Below are 19,300 nucleotides of genomic sequence, written 5' to 3'. Positions count from 1 at the left end.
GTATGCAGAATGCTGGTGCAATAAAAAAGCCCTTCCCCACAACTTGATGTGCAATCCGCTAACCGGTCAGGCCGTGTCGCGGAAGGTTAGATTAACCCGCTAATTCCTCGCGAAGCGCGAAGAAAGGTGAGCAATATATGCAGCAATTAACGACCAACTCCTACCTGTTCGGTGGGAATGCTCCGTACGTGGAAGACCTGTACGAGGCATATTTGAACAACCCAGGCTCGGTACCCGATAACTGGCGTTCCTACTTCGACGCAATGCAGCACGTGCCTGCCGTCGATGGCACCAACAAGCCTGACGTGGCGCATGCCTCCGTCGTCGCCTCGTTCGCCGAGCGCGCAAAAGCTGGTCCGATCCGCACAGTGACCGCTTCCTTCGATGCTGAAATGGGCCGCAAGCGCGTCGCCGCCACGCAGCTGATCGCCGCTTACCGCTACCTCGGTTCGCACTGGGCCAATCTGGATCCGCTGCAACGCCAGGAACGTCCGATGATCCCTGAGCTCGAGCCGAGCTTCTACGGTTTCACCGACGCGGACATGGACACCGTGTTCAACATCAGCAATACCTATTTTGGCCCCGAGACCGCCACCCTGCGCGATCTGCTCAACTATCTGCGCGATACCTATACGCGTTCGATCGGCGCCGAATTCATGTACATCTCCGACCCGGCCGAAAAGCGCTGGCTGCAAGAGAAACTGGAATCGATCCGCTCCACCCCGAATTTCACCCCAGAGAAAAAAATCCACATCCTCGACCGCCTAACCGCGGCTGAAGGCCTGGAACGCTATCTGCACACCCGCTACGTGGGCCAGAAGCGCTTCTCCCTGGAAGGCGGCGAAACCTTCATCGCCTCGATGGATGAAACCATCCAGCGCGCCGGCGAAAAAGGCGTGCAGGAAATCGTCATCGGCATGGCCCACCGGGGTCGCCTGAACGTGCTGGTCAACACCCTGGGCAAAGCGCCGCAGGAACTGTTCGAAGAATTCGAAGGCAAGCATGGCGACGACCTGCCTGCCGGCGACGTGAAATACCATCAAGGCTTCTCGTCGGACATCTCCACCGCAGGCGGCCCGGTCCACCTGTCGCTGGCGTTCAACCCGTCGCATCTGGAAATCGTCAACCCTGTGGTCGAAGGTTCCGTCAAGGCCCGCATGGATCGCCGCGGCGACGCGCAGGGCGCGCAAGTGCTGCCTATCCTGGTGCACGGCGATGCCGCTTTCGCCGGCCAGGGCGTGGTCATGGAAACGCTGAATCTGGCGCAAACCCGCGGCTACCATACCGGCGGCACGGTGCATATCGTGATCAACAACCAGATCGGTTTCACCACCTCGGATCCGCGCGATGCCCGCTCGACCCTGTACTGCTCGGACGTCGTCAAGATGATCGAAGCACCGGTCCTGCACATCAACGCCGATGATCCGGAAGCCGTGGTGCTGGCGACGCAGATCGCGCTCGACTACCGCATGGAATTCAAGAAGGACATCGTCCTCGACATCATCTGCTACCGCAAGCTTGGCCACAACGAGCAAGATACGCCGGCACTGACGCAGCCACTGATGTACAAGAAGATCGGCCAGCATCCAGGCACCCGCAAGCTGTACGCGGACAAGCTGGTAGCGCAAGGCGTGATCCCTGCCGATGGCGGCGACAAGATGGTGGCCGCATTCCGCGACGCCATGGACGCCGGCAAGCATACCGTCGACCCAGTCATCTCGAACTTCAAGAACAAGTACGCCGTCGACTGGCTGCCGTTCCTGAACAAGAAATGGACCGATTCGGCCGACACCGCCGTGCCGATGACGGAACTGAAACGCCTGGCCACCCGCATCACCACCGTGCCGGAAGACTTCAAGGTCCACTCGCTGGTTGAAAAAGTACTGGGCGACCGTGGCACCATGGGCCGTGGCGAAATGAACCTGGACTGGGGCATGGGCGAACACCTGGCCTACGCTTCGCTGGTATCGTCCGGCTATGCCATCCGCCTGACCGGACAGGATGCCGGCCGCGGCACCTTCGTGCACCGCCACGCCGTGCTGCATGACCAGAACCGCGAGCGTTGGGATGCAGGTACCTACATTCCGCTGCAAAACGTGTCGGACAACCAGGCGCCGTTTACCGTCATCGACTCGGTGCTGTCCGAAGAAGCCGTACTGGCCTTCGAATACGGCTACTCGACCGCTGAACCGAACACGCTGACGATCTGGGAAGCCCAGTTCGGCGACTTCGCCAACGGCGCGCAAGTGGTGATCGACCAATTCATCAGCTCCGGCGAAGTGAAGTGGGGCCGCGCTTCGGGCCTGGTCATGATGCTGCCGCACGGTTACGAAGGCCAGGGTCCTGAGCACTCGTCCGCACGTCCTGAACGTTTCCTGCAGCTGTGCGCAGACAACAACATGCAAGTGGTGCAGCCGACGACGGCTTCGCAGATCTTCCATTTGCTGCGCCGCCAGATGGTGCGCCAGTTCCGCAAGCCGCTGGTCATCCTGACGCCGAAGTCGCTGTTGCGCAACAAGGATGCCGGTTCGCCGCTGACCGACCTGGCCAAGGGCGGTTTCCAGACCGTCATCGGCGAAGTCGACGACAAAATCGACGCCAAGAAAGTCAAGCGCGTGGTCGCCTGCTCGGGCAAGGTCTACTACGACCTGGTCAACGCACGCAAGACCCGCGGCCAGACCGACACGGCCATCGTGCGGCTGGAACAGCTGTATCCGTTCCCGCACAAGTCGTTCGCTGCTGAACTGAAGAAGTTCCCGAACCTGGTCGAAGTCGTCTGGGCACAGGACGAGCCGCAAAACCAGGGCGCCTGGTTCCAGATCCAGCACAACATCTTCGAAGGCCTGGAATCGGGTCAGCGTCTGGCCTACGCCGGCCGTCCTGCTTCGGCGTCGCCTGCTGTCGGTTACTATGACAAGCACTACGCCCAGCAAAAAGATCTGCTGGAAACGGCATTCTCGAAGCTGAAGGGTTTTATCCTGACCAAGTAAGTGGCAGGATAAGGGGCGCCATGCGATTGCATGGCGCCTGCTTGCATACATCATGACGGAGCGCCGTCCTTGCTACGCAGGGGCGGCGCCGCAATAACAAAATAAACGGAGTTTTACATGGCACAAATCGAAGTCAAAGTTCCCCAGTTGTCGGAATCGGTTGCAGAAGCGACCCTGCTGGCATGGCACAAGAAAGTCGGCGAAGCAGTTGCGCGCGACGAAAACATGATCGATATCGAAACCGATAAAGTCGTGCTGGAACTGCCGGCGCCAGCCGCTGGCGTGATCGTTCAAATCATCAAGGCTGACGGCGCCACCGTTGTCGCCGGCGAAGTCATCGCCATCATCGACACCGACGGCTCGGCCAAGGTCAGCCCGATGGAAGTGTCGGCCGTGCCTGCGCCAGCCCTGGCCGCCGCCGCGCAAGACGCTTCGAGCGCGTCCGCTCCAGCCGCTGCGACCAAAGGCGATGTCGCCATGCCTGCCGCTGCCAAGATCCTGTCCGAAAAAGGCCTGTCCGCTGGCGACGTCGCCGGTTCGGGCAAAGACGGCCGCGTGACCAAGGGCGACGCCCTGGCCGCTTCCGCCAAGCCAGCTGTCGCGCCGCTGGCGCCAGCCGCTGCCAAGCCAGCGCTGCAACAAGTTGCCACGCCGTCGGCCGCCAACCTGGGCGACCGTCCTGAAGAGCGCGTGCCGATGAGCCGCCTGCGCGCACGTATCGCCGAGCGCCTGCTGCAATCGCAATCGACGAACGCCATCCTGACCACGTTCAATGAAGTGAACATGCAGCCGGTCATCGACCTGCGCAACAAGTACAAGGACAAGTTCGAGAAAGAGCACGGCGTCAAGCTGGGCTTCATGTCGTTCTTCGTCAAGGCCGCCGTCGCCGCCCTGAAAAAGTACCCGATCATCAATGCCTCCGTTGACGGCAATGACATCGTCTACCACGGCTACTTCGACATCGGTATCGCTGTCGGTTCGCCACGCGGCCTGGTCGTGCCTATCATCCGCAACGCGGACCAGCTGTCGATCGCCGACATCGAGAAAAAAATCGGTGAATTCGGCGCGAAAGCCAAGGAAGGCAAGCTGACCCTGGACGACCTGACGGGCGGCACGTTCTCGATCTCGAACGGCGGTACCTTCGGCTCCATGCTGTCGACCCCGATCATCAACCCGCCACAATCGGCCATCCTGGGCGTGCATGCGACCAAGGACCGCGCTGTCGTCGAAAACGGTCAGATCGTGGTACGTCCGATGAACTACCTGGCCATGTCCTACGACCACCGCATCATCGACGGCCGCGAAGCCGTCCTGGGCCTGGTGGCGATGAAAGAAGCGCTGGAAGATCCTGCACGCCTGCTGCTGGACCTGTAAGCACTGTAGTCCCCCGGCGTAGCCGCCGGGGCAATGTAGCTGATACCCCTTGCCAGAAGACGCAGCTGGCTGATCTCAATGAAAGAGGATTCCTATGAACATCTCTGAAGAAATCAAGCGTCTGCACGAGTTGCACCTGGCGGGCGCCCTGAGCGACGCGGAATTCGCGCAAGCGAAAGCCAAGCTCCTGAGCAATATCAACCTGGACAAGCCGGGCAGCACGTCCGGCGCCGGCGCCGATGCGGCCGCCGGTCCGGCGAACGACCTGGTGCAGGAATTCAACCGCCTGCGCCGTTCGCGCAACGACCGCTGGCTCGGCGGCGTCTGCGGCGGCCTGGGACGCGCTTCCGGCATGGAAGCGTGGATCTGGCGCCTCGTCTTCGTCCTGTTTACATTGACCTTCGGCTTCGGCGTGGTGATTTACCTTCTATTGTGGATTTTCGTACCAGACGAAGAGATTGGAATAACAAAACATGAGTACTAAACAATTTGACGTAGTTGTCATCGGTGCGGGCCCTGGCGGCTACATCGCCGCCATCCGCGCAGCGCAGCTGGGCTTTTCCGTCGCTTGCGTCGACGAGTGGTCGAACGCCAAGGGCGGCGCCGCTCCTGGCGGTACCTGCACCAACGTCGGCTGCATCCCGTCGAAAGCGCTGCTGCAATCGTCCGAGCATTTCGAACACGCGGGCCACAGCTTCGCCGAGCACGGCATCGACGTCGCCGGCCTGAAGCTGAACCTGGGCCAGATGCTCAAGCGCAAGGACACCGTCGTCAAGCAAAACAACGACGGCATCCTGTACCTGTTCAAGAAGAACAAGATCGCCTTCTTCCATGGCCGCGCCGCTTTCGCTGCCGCCGCCGCTGGCACGTATGACATCAGCGTGACGGGCGAAGCCAACGAAACCCTGACGGCCAAGCACGTGGTCATCGCCACGGGTTCGAACGCGCGCGAACTGCCGGGTGCACCATTCGACGAGAAACTGATCCTGTCGAACACGGGCGCACTGGCCATCGACGCCGTACCAGCCAAGCTGGGCGTCATCGGTGCCGGCGTGATCGGTCTGGAAATGGGCAGCGTCTGGCGCCGCCTGGGTTCGGACGTCACCGTACTGGAAGGCCTGCCGGTCTTCCTGGGCGCCGTCGACGAGCAGATCGCCAAGGAAGCGTCGAAGCTGTTCACCAAGCAAGGCTTGAAGATCAACCTCGGTTGCAAGATCGGTGCGATCACGCCAGGCAAGAAAGACGTCACCGTGGAATTCGTGGACGCCAAGGGTGAAGCGCAAAAAGCCGTGTTCGACAAGCTGATCATCTCGATCGGCCGTACGCCGAACACCAACGGCCTGGGCGCTGACAAAGTCGGCCTGCAGCTGGACGAGCGCGGCTTCATCGCCGTCGACGGCGACTGCAAGACCAACCTGCCGAACGTCTGGGCGGTGGGCGACGTCGTGCGCGGCCCGATGCTGGCGCACAAGGCGGAAGAAGAAGGCGTCGCTGTGGCCGAGCGTATCGCCGGCCAGCATGGCCACACCAACTTCAACACGATTCCGTGGGTCATCTACACCTCGCCGGAAATCGCGTGGGTCGGCAAGACCGAGCAAACCCTGAAGGCCGAAGGCATCGCCTACAAGGCCGGCACCTTCCCGTTCATGGCCAACGGCCGTGCGCGCGCGCTGGGCGACACCTCGGGCATGGTGAAATTCCTGGCCGATGCGACCACCGATGAAATCCTCGGCGTGCACATTGTCGGCCCGATGGCGTCCGAACTGATTTCCGAAGCCGTCGTGGCGATGGAATTCAAGGCCTCGGCCGAAGACATCGCGCGCATCTGCCACGCCCACCCATCCCTGTCGGAAGCGACCAAGGAAGCGGCATTGGCTGTTGACAAGCGTACGTTGAACTTTTAATTGTAGTTAGTCCTGCAGGGGCGCTCGCGGATTTTTTCCGCCGGCGCCCTTGTGCGTTAAAGCGAATCCCATGAACGTAGAAGAGTTTTACCAGCACGCGCTGCAGAAGCGTGATTTCAAGGCCGATGCCGCCCAGCGGCGCGCGGTCGACCGCCTGCAGCTGTGCTATGACGAGTGGGTGGCCTACAAGGGCCAGCGCTCGAGCACCTTCAAGCGCCTGCTGAACCGTCCTGCCGTGCCGAAAGGCGTGTATATGTGGGGCGGGGTGGGGCGCGGTAAATCGTTCCTGATGGACAGTTTTTACTCGGTCGTGCCCCTCGTGCGCAAGACGCGTTTGCACTTCCATGAATTCATGCGCGGCGTGCACCAGCAGCTCGACGAATTGAAAGGCGTGGCCGACCCGCTCGACGAGGTGGCCAAGCGCATCGCCAAGAAATACCGTCTCATCTGTTTCGATGAATTCCACGTCTCCGACATCGCCGACGCGATGATCCTGTACAACCTGCTGTCGGCCCTGTTCGCCAATGGCGTGTCCTTCATCATGACGTCGAATTACGATCCGGACCTGCTGTATCCGGACGGCCTGCACCGCGACCGCATGCTGCCGACCATTGCGCTGCTCAAGGACAAGCTCGATGTGATGAACGTCGACGCCGGCGTCGATTACCGCGGCCGCGCGCTGGAGCAGGTGGAAAGCTACTATACCCCGCTGGGCGCGGACACGGACAAGGCCCTGCGCGACGCCTACATGCGCATCGCCGAGACGGCCGACGAAGACGCGCGCATCCGCATCGAGAGCCGCGAAATCCATTGCCTGCGCCGCGCCGGCGGCATCATCTGGTTCGATTTCGCCACCTTGTGCGGCGGCCCCCGTTCGCAAAATGATTACCTGGAAATCGCCAGCCGCTTCCATACGGTGCTATTGTCCGGCATACCGGCCATGTCGGCGGCGCAGTCGTCCGAGGCGCGCCGCTTCACGTGGCTGATCGACGTGTTTTATGACCAGAAGGTCAAGCTGATCATGTCGGCCGAAGTGCCGCCGGATGAGCTGTACACGAACGGCATGCTGGCCAACGAGTTTCACCGCACCGTTTCGCGTATCATCGAGATGCAATCGCGCGAATACATGGAAAAAGAACAGCGCGGCGCGGCCGACGCGATCGTTTGAGGCAGGGATAATGAACATGATGGCAAATACACTATACAAGCTGGGTGCGGCGCTGGGCCTGGTCCTGGCGTTGTCCGCCTGCGCGCACCAGGGTGCCGCGGCATTGGATGAGGTCGGCGCACCGCAGGTGCCCGCGACCCTGTCCGTGGAAGAAGCGGACGCCAAGCTGAAGCAGTCGGCCAGCGAGCGCGAGGCGGCGGAAAACGAGTTTGCCGCGCGCGAACTCGCGTGCTACGACAAGTTTTTCGTGAATAGCTGCCTCGACAAGGCCAAGGAAAAGCGCCGTCTGATCCTTGTGCGCCTGCGCGCCGTCGACGCGGAAGCGAACTATTTCAAGCGGGCCGAATCCGTGCGCCTGCGCGATATCGACCTGGCCAGGACGCAGGAAAGTGCGCGCCTCGACGCCGAGCAGCGAGCCGCCGCCGTGCCCAAGCCCGTGAAAGTGGTTACGCCCGAGCCGGCGCCGCCCAAGCCGCAAGGCAAGAGCCTTGCCGAACGCGAGGCCGAGCAAGCGGCGAAGGTGGCGAAACAGGCTGCCGACGATGCGGCCGAAGCACCGCGCCGCGCGGCCCGTGAAGCCGCCTATGCGAAAAAACAGGCGGATGCCGTGGAGCGCCAGAAACGGGTGGCGCAACGCCTGGCCGAGCGCCAGGCCGAAGCGCAGGCCAAGGCTGCCAAGGCGGCGGCCGCCGCTGCCAGCGCGCCGGCCGTTGTGCCTGTGCCGCCGGCCAATTAAGACTGCCGTGCAAGGGTGCGCCGGAAATGGCGTGCCCTAAGGCGCGCGGCAGGTTAAACTACGCACCATGGCTGCCTGCGCGCGCCGGTTTCCCAACATTGTTACTAACACTGCCTGGAACGCAACACATGAGCGATGCACAGCAAATAGAGCGGCGCCTGATTGAACTCAACGTGGAACACCGCGACCTCGATGCCGTCATCGAGTTGCTGATACTCGATGGCCACCATGACGAGCTGCAGCTGCGCCGCCTGAAAAAGCGCAAATTGCAATTGAAGGATCACATCACCTTGCTGAAAATGCAGTTGGTGCCCGACGTTCCCGCCTGAGGGGCGCCAGTAGCGTCCAGTCCAGCCTTCACCTAAGTATATTTTGACCGATCACAATTCATTGCCAGTAAACCCAGATGGCCAGCCGGCCGATCTGCAAGCCAGTCTGCCAGCCGAACCGCAGGCGGCGCCTGGCAAGCACGATGCCGACATCGAGCGCCTGTTCGGCGCCGGCGGCCCGCTCGGTCCCGCCGTGGGCAGCTACAAGCCGCGCCGTTCGCAAACGGAAATGGCGAAAGCCATCGCCAGCGCCATCGACAGCCAGACGACCCTGATCGCCGAGGCGGGCACGGGCACCGGCAAAACCTTCGCTTATCTGGTGCCGGCCCTGATGTGGGGCGGCAAGACCATTGTATCCACGGGCACGAAGAACTTGCAGGATCAATTGTTCCTGCGCGATATCCCCACCGTGCGCGCCGCGCTGCAGGCGCCCGTTTCCGTCGCCTTGCTCAAAGGCCGCTCGAACTACGTCTGCCACTATCATCTGGAACGCACCCTGCAGAACGGGCGCATGACGTCGCGCGACGACGTCGGCCATCTGCGGGAAATCTCGCGCTTCATCAAGATGACCAGTTCCGGCGACAAGGCCGAGCTGGCCAAGGTGCCGGAAAACGCCATGATCTGGAACCTGGTGACGTCCACACGCGACACCTGCATGGGTGCCGAATGCCAGTACTACCAGGATTGCTTCGTCATGAAGGCCCGCAAGGAAGCACAGCAGGCCGACGTGGTGGTGGTCAACCATCACTTGTTCTTTGCCGACGTGGCCCTGAAAGACACGGGCGTGGCGGAGTTGCTGCCGTCGGCCAATACCATCATCTTCGATGAGGCGCACCAGCTGCCCGATACGGCCACTTTGTTCTTTGGCAATACGGTATCGACGTCGCAAATCCTCGAACTGTGCCGCGACGTGTTGGCCGAAGGCCTCGCGCACGCGCGTGGCATCGACTGGGCCAAGACCGTCACGGTGGTGGAAAAGGCGGCGCGCGACCTGCGTCTGACCTTCCCGCAAGACATCGTGCGCATGTCCTTGCCGCAGATCGCCCCGTCAAGCGACTTTTTCCCCGCGCTCGACACCCTTAAGGATGAGCTCGACGGCATGGTGGCCGTGCTGGAAACCCAGGCGGAACGGGCGGAAACGCTGGAGCAGTGCAGAGTGCGCGGCGTCGAGCTGGCGCAGCAGCTGAGCGGCTGGAAGTTCGATCCGAAAGCGAAAGTGGCGGCTGGCGAGGAAGCCGTGTTCTGGGTGGAAGCGTTTTCCAGCTCCTTGCAGTTGCATAAAACGCCATTGTCGATCGCGCCGATCTTCAACAACCAGCGCGAAGGCACGCCGCGCAGCTGGATTTTCACGTCCGCCACCCTGGCCGTGAAAAACGATTTCAAGCATTTTTCCGAACAGATGGGCTTGACGGGCGAGCCGTCGCATACGTGGCCGTCGCCGTTCGACTATGGCCAGCAGGGCTTGCTGTTCGTGCCGCAAAACCTGCCGCAACCGAACTCGCTCGGCTACACGGACGCCGTCATCGACTGCGCCTTGCCCATCATCGAGGCGGCGGGCGGGCGCACCTTCTTCCTGTGCACGACCTTGCGCGCCGTCAAGCGGGCCGCCGAGCGCCTGGCCGACGAATTCAAGCAGCGCGGCCTGAACTTCCCCCTGTTCGTGCAGGGAGAAAAGGGCCGCACGGAATTGCTCGACCAGTTCCGCGCGGCCGGCAATGGCGTGCTGATCGGTAGCCAGAGCTTCTGGGAAGGCGTCGACGTGCGCGGCGATGCGCTGTCCCTCGTGATCATCGATAAGCTGCCGTTCGCACCGCCCGACGACCCCGTGCTGGCCGCGCGCATCGAAGTGATGGAAAAGCAGGGCAAGAACGGTTTCATGCACCACTCGCTGCCGGAAGCCATCATCAACCTGAAGCAGGGCGCGGGCCGCCTGATCCGCGACGAAGGCGACCGGGGCGTGCTGATGATTTGCGATCCGCGCCTCATTTCCAAGCCATATGGCAAGCGCATCTGGCAAAGCCTGCCGCCGTTCAAGCGCACGCGCGATACCGCCGAAGTGGTGGAGTTCTTCCGCAACCTGCCCGCCAAGGGCGCTTAAGTTCCGCTTGCCGGCGCCATCCGCGCGCCGGCTTATTTCCCTTTGTTATCAAGCGAGTAGCGCTTTTTCACGCGGCGCCCGCTTGCGCGCCTGGTATGCCAGAAAGCGGCGCGATCACGCCAGTTTCTGGCATTGTGACGCATGTCCAGGACGCCAGACACATCTTTGCGCCAGCGCAAAAAGGTTGTTGCTGAGCGGTCTACAGTGAGCCCATGCCTTACAGGGGCAAGGCGCGGCGATGGCAGGGCCGCACGGGGAACAGGGGGATGCCATGGAGATCCGCTACGGCTGTTTCTTGAGTTATGCACACGGCCAATATGCGTTCATGAACAAGTTCAAGAATGACCTCATCGAGGCGCTGGCGTGCTATCTGGAGCCGCACCTGGACCGCGAGGAGGTCCTGTTCATCGACAGCGAGCAGCTGGGCGGCGGCGACGATATCGACTTGCGCGTGGCACGCGCCATGTGCCAGAGCGTCTGCATGATCGTGCTGTACACGCCCAAATATGAAGCGCACGGCTATACGCGGCGTGAATTTGCCGCCATGCAGCTGATCGAACAGGAGCGGCGCGCCTGGTATGAACTGCCCAGCCACCTGATCATCCCCATCATCATGACGCGCCATCCGGACGGCTTGCCGCCGCAAATCACGGAGTCGGGCCTGTACGTCGATTTTTCCGGCTATACGCTGGCCAGCGGCGACCTGAAGTCAAACCCCCAATACCTGCCCGACATCGAACGCATCGTGCAGCGCATCGCCACGCATTACCACTTGCTCAAGCGGTCAACACCGCCCGGCCACGATTGCAGCCGTTTCGTGTTGCCCGATATTCCACCGGAATGGCGCGCCATTCCGCCTCCCCACTTTCCACGTTAATCACGTAAAAGGTCCTGTCATGGAATGCCAACGCCTCTCCCTGCCGCCTTTGAGCGCCCCTGGCGAAGTCGTCACTTTCTATTCCTACAAGGGCGGTACCGGCCGCACCATGGCCCTGTCGAATATCGCCGTCCTGCTGGCGCGCCGTGAAAACGCCAGCGTGCCCGTGCTGATGCTGGACTGGGACATGGAAGCGCCGGGCTTGCACCATTATTTCGAGCAGCACGAAGAGCGGCCGGGCGTGCTCGAGTTCTTCGAAGCGTGCCGCCAGCAGCTCGAACGCATCAGCCTGGAAACGGCGGGCGGGCGCGCCGGCGGGCAGGGCACAGGACGCGAAGACGCGGCGCTGGCCCAGCGCGTGCTCGACGCCATCGACTGGCAGCAGTACGTGGTGCGTGTCGACCAGGGCAGCCCGCTGTACCTGATGCGCGCGGGACGCTTCGACGCCAGCTACAGCGAGCGCCTGGCGCAGATGCGCTGGGATCAATTGTTCGACACGTGCCCGGCCCTGTTCCGCTGCTTCGCCGATACCCTGGCCCAGCATTTCCGCTATGTGCTCGTCGATTCGCGCACGGGCCGCACGGACAGCGCCGGCATCTGCACCACCTTGCTGCCGAAAAAGCTCGTGGTGGTCTTCACGCCGAACCGGCAAAGCCTGGAAGGCGTCGACGCGCTCGTCACCCGGGCCATCGAGTACCGCCGCAGCCATGAAGACGAACAGCGCCCGCTGCTCGTGTATCCCTTGCCCTCGCGCATAGAAATGGGCGATGGCGCGCAGCGCGCCGAGTGGCGCCGCGGCGACGCGCACAAGGGCATCGCCGGTTTCCAGCCCATGTTCGAGCGCCTGCTGCGCACTTCCTATGGTTTGCCGCAGATCGCCCTCGACAGCTATTTCGACGAAGTCCAGCTGCAGCAGACGAAAACCTTTGCCTATGGCGAGCAGCTGGCCGTGCGCATCGACCAGGGCGGCGACCGCTTTTCCCTCACGCGCACCTTCGAAGCCTTTTTGCAGTGGCTGACGGGTGGCTACTTCCCCTGGCAGTCGAGCCGTGAAATCGCCTTGCTGGGCGCCATCAGCGAAGCGCGCCAGGCCTTGCTGGCCGAGCCGGGCCGCGCCGTGGCCTTGCCGCTGGCGCGCGACCTGGCCCGTTTGGGCGAGCTGTACCGCAAGGATGGGCGCAGCGCCCAGGCGCTCGACGCCTTCCGCCAGAGCGTCGAGATCCGCGTGCGCCTGCTCGGTGAGGAGCATCCCGACAGCCTGGCATGCAAGAGCGGCATGGCGCGCCTGCTGCGCCAGCTGGGCAAGTTCGATGAAGCCCGCTTCCTGGAAGAAGACGTCCTCGACGTGCGCGAGCGCGTGCTGGGCAGCGAACATCCCGACACCCTGGCCGCCCGGGCCTGCCTGGCGCAAACCCTGTTGCTGCAGGGCGAACTGGCGGCGGCGCTGCTGCTGCAGGATACGGTGCTGGCCACCTATGCGCGCCAGCTGGGCGGCGAGCATCCGCTGACCCTCGATGCGATGGATGGCCGCGCCGCCACCTTGCTGCGCATGGGCCGGCTGGCGCAGGCACAGCAAGTGCTGGCCACGGTGGTGGCGGCGCGCGAGCGCCTGTTTGGCGCCGAGCATGGCGATACCTTGCGCAGCAAGCTGGCCCTGGCGCAGGCGCTGGGGCGCGAAGGCGACCTGGAGGGTGCGCGGCGCTTGCTCGCCGCCGTGCTGCAGGTACAGGAGCGGCGCCTGGGCAGCGACCATGCGGCCACCTTGTCCACGCGCGATTTGCTGGCCGACGTCGTGGCCGGGCAGGGCGACTGGGCCGGCGCGCGCCAGCTGCACGAAGACCAGGTGGCGGCGCGCGAGCGCACGCGCGGGCTCGACCATCCGGAAACTCTGATGAGCCAGCGCAAGCTGGCCGAGGCGCTGCTGCGGCGCGGTGAACTCGATGCGGCGCGCAGCGTGCAGGAGCAGGTGCTGGAAGTGCATGCGCGCCTGCTGGGCGAAGACCATCTCGACACCTTGCACAGCAAGACGCAATTGGCCGGCACCCTGCAGCAGCAGGGCGACAGCGAGGCGGCGCGCCTGCTCGAAGACGCCGTGCTCAGCGGTAGCGACCGGCTGTTGAACGCCCCCGTCACCGGGCATGCGGACAGCGTGCTCGACGGCGCGCGGCATTTGCAGGAAACCATCCTGGCCGGCCGCGCCAACGGCCACGAAGGGGCCGAGCCGGACACCCTGGCCAGCATGATCTCGATGTTGCAAGGCATGATCGAGCGGGAACAGTATGCGCAGGCGGGCGAACTGGCCGAACATTTGAAGTCCTGCCTGCTGCGCCCGGGCGTGCCAGGCAAGCTGCGCCGGCGCGGCATGGCGCAGCTGAAAAGGATGTACAAATTGCAGGGCGACCTGAATGCCTTGCTGGCCTTGCAGGAAGATGAAGTGCAGGCGCTGGAAGGGGCGTTGTCGGAAGCGCGCATCGAGCAGCGCTGACCTGGGTGCGCCATCTTCGCGCGGCGGCACAAAAAATGCTGCCTATCGGCGTGCGGCATGCGCAGTGTGGGCATTGCTTCAGGTAAAATCTCGTTATGAGAATTCTTATCAGTAACGACGACGGTTACCTGGCACCCGGCCTGGCGGCATTGGCCGACGCGCTCGCACCCATCGCCGACATCGTCGTGGTGGCGCCCGACAGCAACCGTTCGGGCGCGTCCAATTCCTTGTCCCTGGACCGGCCCTTGTCCGTGCACAAGGCCGCCAACGGCTTTTACTTTGTCAACGGCACGCCCACCGACTGCGTGCACGTGGCGCTGACGGGCATGCTCATCGAGCGCCCCGACCTGGTGGTCTCCGGCATCAACAACGGCCCCAACATGGGCGACGACACCCTGTACTCGGGCACCGTCGCGGCCGCCACGGAAGGCTATCTGTTCGGCATTCCCGCCATCGCCTTTTCCCAGTCGCAGTTCGGCTGGGCCAACCTGGACGCGGCCGCGCGCGTGGCCAGGGAAATCGTCGAGCGCCAGTTTGACGCCCTGCAAAAACCATATCTGCTGAACGTGAACATCCCGGCCATCCCTTATGAGCAATTGCAAGGCGTGGTGGCCACGCGCCTGGGCAAGCGCCATTCGGCAGAGCCCGTCATCCGCGCGCTCGACCCGCGTGGCCGTGAAATCTTCTGGATCGGCCCGGCCGGCGCGGCCAAGGAAGGCGGTCCGGGCACGGACTTCCATGCCGTTGAACATGGAAAAGTATCGATCACGCCGCTGCAGATCGACCTGACCCATACCACCCAACTCGATGCGCTGGCAAAAGGCCTGGCATGACCGCTCACTATGACTGACAAGCCGCGTACCTTCCCCCTTTCCCTCGATTCGCTGGCCGGCAAGCCCGCCAGGCAGGGCGGGGGGCAGTCGCTGGCCCAGTCCCGGATCGCCACGCCGCAGACGGCCACGCAGAATGCGGCGCAAAACGCGGCGCGCGGCGTCGCGCAGCCGTATGGCGCGCATGCGGCCATCGCGCCGTCGCGCGCGCAAGCGATCGCCAATGAGCGGGCGCAGCCGGCCGTCGTGTCGCCGCCGCGGCAAAACCCGCTCGTCTCGGAAGCCGTGCGCCGGGCCATGGTGGCCCGCGTGGCGAAGCAGGGCGTCAAGGACCAGGTCGTGCTCGACGCGCTGCAAGCCGTGCCGCGCCACATGTTCATGGACGAGGCGCTGGCGTCGCAGGCGTATATCGACGCCTCCTTGCCCATCGGCCACCACCAGACCATTTCGCAGCCGTACATCGTGGCGCGCATGATCGAAGTGATGCGCCAGGGCGGCAAGCTGCAGCGCGTGCTGGAAATCGGCACCGGTTGCGGCTACCAGGCCGCGGTGCTGTCGCTGGTGGCGAAAGAGGTGTATTCGATCGAGCGCATCCGGCCTCTGCACGAGCTGGCGAAGGCCAATCTGCGTCCGCTGCGCGTGTCGAATCTGCGCTTGCAGTACGGAGATGGTATGCTTGGCCTGCCGCAGGCGGCGCCCTTCGACGGGATCATCCTTGCCGCAGCCGGCCTGGAAGTCCCGCAAGCCTTGCTGGAACAGCTGGCGCCCGGCGGGCGTCTGGTTGCGCCGGTGGGGGCTAAATTGCAACACTTACAACTCATTACCCGGGTGGGGAAAATGGAATGGACCAGCCAGACCCTGGAAGATTGCCATTTCGTGCCTTTGCGCCCGGGCACCATATGATCCCCGGATCAGCTAGCAAGCAGGACATACAATTACATGCGAATGATTAAGAAAAGTAACATACTTCTATGTAGCATCACCTTGGCCGCGCTGTTGAGCGGTTGCGGCACGACCGGCGTCCAGGCGCCCGTCGTGGAGCGCCACCCATCGAGCAGCAGCGCCGCCGCCAGCGATCCGCGCGACCGCGACCCGGCCTATTACACGGTCAAACGCGGCGACACCCTGTTGCGCATCGCCCTCGAGCACGGGCAGAATTACCGCGACCTGGTGACCTGGAACGACTTGAGCAACCCGAACGACATCAAGGTCGACCAGGTATTGCGCGTGCTGCCGCCAACCGGCGACACGGGCGGCGCGCAAACGTCGGCCATCGTTATGCCGCCGTCGACGGAAATCAAGCCGGCCGCGCCTGTCGTGCCGAAGAAAACGGGTCCGCGCGGCGAGAAGCGCGCCTATTCCGACGCCACCCTGGCCGAGCTGCGCGCCGATGGCGGCACCAGCGACGCCAAACCGGCGCCAGCGCCGGCGGCAACCGTCGCCGCTGCACCGGCCGCCGCCGCGGCAGCCCCTGCCGCATCGGCGCCTGGCGAAGACAAGATCAGCTGGATGTGGCCGTCCGAAGGCAAGGTCATCGGCACTTTCGACGAAGGCAAGAACAAGGGCGTCGATATCGCTGGCAAGGCGGGCCAGCAAGTGGTGGCCGCCGGCGCGGGAAAAGTCATGTATGCCGGGAGCGGAATCCGTGGTTATGGTAATCTTGTCATCGTGAAGCACAGTAATAGTTTATTGTCGGCGTATGCGCATAACCGCAGCATCCTGGTGAAGGAAGGGCAGAACGTCAACAAAGGCCAGGCCATCGCTGAAATGGGCGATTCCGATGCCGACCGCGTGAAGCTGCACTTTGAAATCCGACAGCAGGGCAAGCCTGTCGACCCTTCGAAATTCCTGCCTAACCGTTAGGTAAAGCAATGACACACGCGCCGCACGATCAGCTGGAAGATGACCCGGAACTGCCGGAAGACGGGGCAGACGAAGTCGTGACGGACGATATCGGCGAGCTCGACGGCATTGACGCCGTCGATGCGGGCGAGGGCGGCGAGGTGGCCAGCGTCAGCGTGGTGGTCGAAAGTGTCGATGAACTGAAAAAAGTGCTGGCGGCCGAGCTGTCGACCGATACCACGCAGCACTATCTGAACCAGATCGGCACGCGGCCCCTGCTGACGGCGCCGCAAGAGGTGCATTACGCCACCCTTGCCAAGCAGGGCAATTTCGAAGCCCGGCAAACCATGATCGAGCACAACCTGCGCCTCGTCGTGTCGATCGCCAAGCATTACATCAACCGCGGCGTGGTCTTGCTCGACATGATCGAGGAGGGCAACATCGGCCTGATGCGCGCCATCGACAAGTTCGAGCCGGAACGCGGTTTCCGTTTCTCTACCTACGCCACCTGGTGGATACGCCAGAGCATCGAGCGCGCCATCATGAACCAGGCGCGCACGGTGCGCCTGCCCGTGCACATGGTGCGCGAACTGAACCAGATCCTGCGTGGCAAATACCACCTGGAAGCCCAGCACCACGACGGCAAGGATGCCACCGCGGAAGATATCGCCCATCTGGTGGGCCGTCCTGTGGAAGAGGTGCAGGATATCCTGGCCCTGTCCGAGCACGCCACCTCGCTCGACGCGCCGCTCGACAACGACCCGCAGTCGTCCTTGATGGACATGCTGCCCGGCGCCAGCGAAGACAGCCCCGACGCGCGCGCGGAACACCATGAAATGACGGTGCTCGTGCGCGACTGGCTGACCAAGCTGCCCGACAAGCAGCGCGTCGTCATCATGCGCCGTTTCGGTCTCGACAACGACGATCCGGCTACGCTGGAAACCCTGGCCGAGGAAATGGGCGTGACGCGCGAGCGCGTGCGCCAGATCCAGCAGGAAGCCTTGATCAAGCTCAAACGGGCCATGGCCGCACGCGGCGTCGTGCGCGACTCATTATTGTAGGACGCCCGGTCCCGGGATTTCCGGGGCCGCATCTGCTATCATACGCCCCGCTCGCGGCGCCTGACCTTTCCCCCATTCTTTCAAGTTCCAGCGCGGCCCTGCGTCCTGGCCCACTCTTACCTATTGATCGCTATGCAAGAAAATATCATCGAAATCAAATCGCTCGACATGGACGCCCGTGGCGTTGGCCATATTGAGAACGAAGACGGCTCGCCGGGCAAGGTCGTGTTTGTCGAAGGCGCATTGCCGGGCGAGCGCGTCAGCTTTGTGACGTTCAAGAAAAAGAAGAACTGGGAAATGGCCCGCATGACGGCGCTGCACCGCGAATCGGCTATGCGCGTGACGCCCAAGTGCAAGCATTTCGACAATTGCGGCGGCTGCTCGATGCAGCATCTGGAACCGTCGGCGCAGGTGGCGATCAAGCAGCGCGTGCTGGAAGACAATCTGTGGCATATCGGCAAGGTGCGTCCGCAAAGCATCATGCGCCCCATGTATGGCCCGACCTGGGGCTACCGCTACCGCGCGCGCCTGTCCGTGCGCCACGTCAAGAAGAAAGACGCCGTGCTGGTGGGTTTCCATGAAAAGAAATCGGCGTTTGTCGCCGACATGGATAGCTGCGAAATCCTGCCGCCGCATATCTCGGCCATGCTGCTGCCCCTGCGTGGATTGATTGCTTCGCTGTCGATCTTCGACCAGATGCCGCAGATCGAGCTGGCCGTGGGCGAAGACGTCACCGCCATGGTCTTGCGCATCATGGCGCCGTTGACGGCGGATGACGAAACGAAATTGAAAGCCTTTGCCGACGAGTACGGCGTGCAATGGTGGTTGCAGGTGAAAGGCCCGGAAACGGCCGTGCCGTTCTATCCGCTCGACAAGCAATTGCACTACCTGCTGCCGGAATTCGGCGTCAAGATGCCGTTCAAGCCCGTCGATTTCACGCAGGTGAACCATCACATTAATCGCGTGCTGGTGTCGAAAGCCTTGCGTTTGCTGGAAGTGCAGCCGACGGACCGCGTGGCCGACCTGTTCTGTGGTCTGGGCAATTTCACCTTGCCGCTGGCCACGCAAGGCAGCGAAGTGGTCGGCATTGAAGGCAGCACCACCCTGACGGAGCGGGCGCTGGAAAATGCGCTGGCCAATGGCCTGGCGGAAAAAACCTCGTTCTCGACGCGCAACCTGTTCGAAGTGACGACGGATGACCTGATCGCGCTGGGCAAATTCGACCGCATCCTCGTCGACCCGCCGCGCGATGGCGCCATGGCCCTGTGCCAGGCGCTGGTCGGCCTGTCGCAAGTGCGTCCGGACCTGCTGCCGAAACGCATCGTCTACGTCTCGTGCAGCCCATCGACTCTGGCGCGCGATGCCGGCATCCTGGCGCTGGAAGCCGGTTATGTGCTGAGCAAGGCGGGCGTGGTCAATATGTTCCCGCATACCTCCCACGTGGAGTCGATGGCAGTATTTGATCTGGTCTGAGGGCACACCTGAGAAAACGTCCATAGCTGCGTTGCCTTGCCTAGCCGTACTATTCGTACTGTCTTCGGCAAGGCGCCTTGCTCTGAACGTTTTTCAGGCGCGCCGAGAGTATCCCGGCCGTTTGCACTGATTC

15 protein-coding genes are annotated in these 19,300 nt (G+C 63.0%); all 15 read left to right on the top strand.

What is annotated here, in order from left to right; all coding sequences use genetic code 11:
• Nucleotides 1-137 precede the first annotated feature (137 nt).
• Entirely contained in the window at nt 138-2,990 is a 2,853-nt protein-coding gene (locus tag SKZ59_RS22145) for a 2-oxoglutarate dehydrogenase E1 component (protein WP_034752063.1), read from the top strand.
• 117 nt (nt 2,991-3,107) lie between these two features.
• Nucleotides 3,108-4,364 carry a 2-oxoglutarate dehydrogenase complex dihydrolipoyllysine-residue succinyltransferase gene (odhB, locus tag SKZ59_RS22140; RefSeq protein ID WP_070301537.1) on the top strand — a complete coding sequence of 419 codons (1,257 nt, stop codon included), beginning with the start codon at nt 3,108-3,110 and terminating at the stop codon, nt 4,362-4,364.
• Nucleotides 4,365-4,458: 94 nt separating this feature from the next.
• Nucleotides 4,459-4,848 carry a PspC domain-containing protein gene (locus SKZ59_RS22135; protein ID WP_034752060.1) on the top strand — a complete coding sequence of 130 codons (390 nt, stop codon included), beginning with the start codon at nt 4,459-4,461 and terminating at the stop codon, nt 4,846-4,848.
• Complete coding sequence (lpdA, locus tag SKZ59_RS22130; RefSeq protein WP_034752057.1) at nt 4,838-6,268, top strand: dihydrolipoyl dehydrogenase; 1,431 nt, start codon at nt 4,838-4,840, stop codon at nt 6,266-6,268. The genes SKZ59_RS22135 and lpdA overlap by 11 nt, the downstream gene beginning before the upstream one ends.
• 70 nt (nt 6,269-6,338) lie before the next feature.
• Nucleotides 6,339-7,436, top strand: a complete 1,098-nt coding sequence (gene zapE / locus SKZ59_RS22125; RefSeq protein WP_319992964.1) for a cell division protein ZapE — start codon at nt 6,339-6,341, stop codon at nt 7,434-7,436.
• A 16-nt stretch (nt 7,437-7,452) separates the two neighbouring features.
• Complete coding sequence (locus tag SKZ59_RS22120) at nt 7,453-8,172, top strand: hypothetical protein (RefSeq protein ID WP_319992963.1); 720 nt, start codon at nt 7,453-7,455, stop codon at nt 8,170-8,172.
• 128 nt (nt 8,173-8,300) lie between these two features.
• Complete coding sequence (locus SKZ59_RS22115; protein WP_034752051.1) at nt 8,301-8,501, top strand: YdcH family protein; 201 nt, start codon at nt 8,301-8,303, stop codon at nt 8,499-8,501.
• Between the two features lie 43 nt (nt 8,502-8,544).
• A complete protein-coding gene (locus SKZ59_RS22110) occupies nt 8,545-10,599 on the top strand; it encodes an ATP-dependent DNA helicase (protein ID WP_413774586.1) in 2,055 nt (684 codons plus the stop codon).
• A 271-nt stretch (nt 10,600-10,870) separates the two neighbouring features.
• Nucleotides 10,871-11,476, top strand: a complete 606-nt coding sequence (locus SKZ59_RS22105) for a toll/interleukin-1 receptor domain-containing protein (RefSeq protein ID WP_034752049.1) — start codon at nt 10,871-10,873, stop codon at nt 11,474-11,476.
• Between the two features lie 19 nt (nt 11,477-11,495).
• Nucleotides 11,496-13,961, top strand: a complete 2,466-nt coding sequence (locus SKZ59_RS22100; protein ID WP_319992962.1) for a tetratricopeptide repeat protein — start codon at nt 11,496-11,498, stop codon at nt 13,959-13,961.
• 95 nt (nt 13,962-14,056) lie between these two features.
• The gene (gene surE, locus SKZ59_RS22095; protein ID WP_034752048.1) at nt 14,057-14,794 is read left to right on the top strand and encodes a 5'/3'-nucleotidase SurE; all 738 of its coding nucleotides are present in this window, start codon (nt 14,057-14,059) and stop codon (nt 14,792-14,794) included.
• A gap of 9 nt (nt 14,795-14,803) precedes the next feature.
• Nucleotides 14,804-15,694 (top strand): protein-L-isoaspartate(D-aspartate) O-methyltransferase, encoded by an 891-nt coding sequence (locus SKZ59_RS22090; protein WP_219327453.1) that lies wholly within the window; start codon nt 14,804-14,806, stop codon nt 15,692-15,694.
• Between the two features lie 42 nt (nt 15,695-15,736).
• Nucleotides 15,737-16,654, top strand: coding sequence for a peptidoglycan DD-metalloendopeptidase family protein (locus SKZ59_RS22085; RefSeq protein WP_219327730.1), 918 nt, complete (start codon nt 15,737-15,739; stop codon nt 16,652-16,654).
• Between the two features lie 8 nt (nt 16,655-16,662).
• Nucleotides 16,663-17,694, top strand: a complete 1,032-nt coding sequence (rpoS, locus tag SKZ59_RS22080) for an RNA polymerase sigma factor RpoS (RefSeq protein WP_034752045.1) — start codon at nt 16,663-16,665, stop codon at nt 17,692-17,694.
• Between the two features lie 132 nt (nt 17,695-17,826).
• Nucleotides 17,827-19,167, top strand: coding sequence for a 23S rRNA (uracil(1939)-C(5))-methyltransferase RlmD (gene rlmD / locus SKZ59_RS22075; RefSeq protein ID WP_319992961.1), 1,341 nt, complete (start codon nt 17,827-17,829; stop codon nt 19,165-19,167).
• Nucleotides 19,168-19,300 lie beyond the last annotated feature (133 nt).

The organism is Janthinobacterium sp. GMG2 (genome assembly GCF_033949445.1).
GTDB classification, from domain to species: Bacteria; Pseudomonadota; Gammaproteobacteria; order Burkholderiales; family Burkholderiaceae_D; genus Janthinobacterium; species Janthinobacterium aestuarii.
Note: the sequence above shows the minus strand (reverse complement) of the source record. Positions and strands in the feature narration are given on the sequence as shown.

Bases quoted from the DNA above. Each gene is read 5' to 3' on its own strand.
- SKZ59_RS22145 (WP_034752063.1), top strand. From the start codon at position 138: ATGCAGCAATTAACGACCAACTCCTACCTGTTCGGTGGGAATGCTCCG.
- SKZ59_RS22115 (WP_034752051.1), top strand. From the start codon at position 8,301: ATGAGCGATGCACAGCAAATAGAGCGGCGCCTGATTGAACTCAACGTG.
- SKZ59_RS22085 (WP_219327730.1), top strand. From the start codon at position 15,737: ATGATTAAGAAAAGTAACATACTTCTATGTAGCATCACCTTGGCCGCG.
- odhB (WP_070301537.1), top strand. From the start codon at position 3,108: ATGGCACAAATCGAAGTCAAAGTTCCCCAGTTGTCGGAATCGGTTGCA.
- SKZ59_RS22135 (WP_034752060.1), top strand. From the start codon at position 4,459: ATGAACATCTCTGAAGAAATCAAGCGTCTGCACGAGTTGCACCTGGCG.
- SKZ59_RS22090 (WP_219327453.1), top strand. From the start codon at position 14,804: ATGACTGACAAGCCGCGTACCTTCCCCCTTTCCCTCGATTCGCTGGCC.
- surE (WP_034752048.1), top strand. From the start codon at position 14,057: ATGAGAATTCTTATCAGTAACGACGACGGTTACCTGGCACCCGGCCTG.
- rpoS (WP_034752045.1), top strand. From the start codon at position 16,663: ATGACACACGCGCCGCACGATCAGCTGGAAGATGACCCGGAACTGCCG.
- zapE (WP_319992964.1), top strand. From the start codon at position 6,339: ATGAACGTAGAAGAGTTTTACCAGCACGCGCTGCAGAAGCGTGATTTC.
- SKZ59_RS22105 (WP_034752049.1), top strand. From the start codon at position 10,871: ATGGAGATCCGCTACGGCTGTTTCTTGAGTTATGCACACGGCCAATAT.
- SKZ59_RS22100 (WP_319992962.1), top strand. From the start codon at position 11,496: ATGGAATGCCAACGCCTCTCCCTGCCGCCTTTGAGCGCCCCTGGCGAA.
- rlmD (WP_319992961.1), top strand. From the start codon at position 17,827: ATGCAAGAAAATATCATCGAAATCAAATCGCTCGACATGGACGCCCGT.
- lpdA (WP_034752057.1), top strand. From the start codon at position 4,838: ATGAGTACTAAACAATTTGACGTAGTTGTCATCGGTGCGGGCCCTGGC.
- SKZ59_RS22120 (WP_319992963.1), top strand. From the start codon at position 7,453: ATGATGGCAAATACACTATACAAGCTGGGTGCGGCGCTGGGCCTGGTC.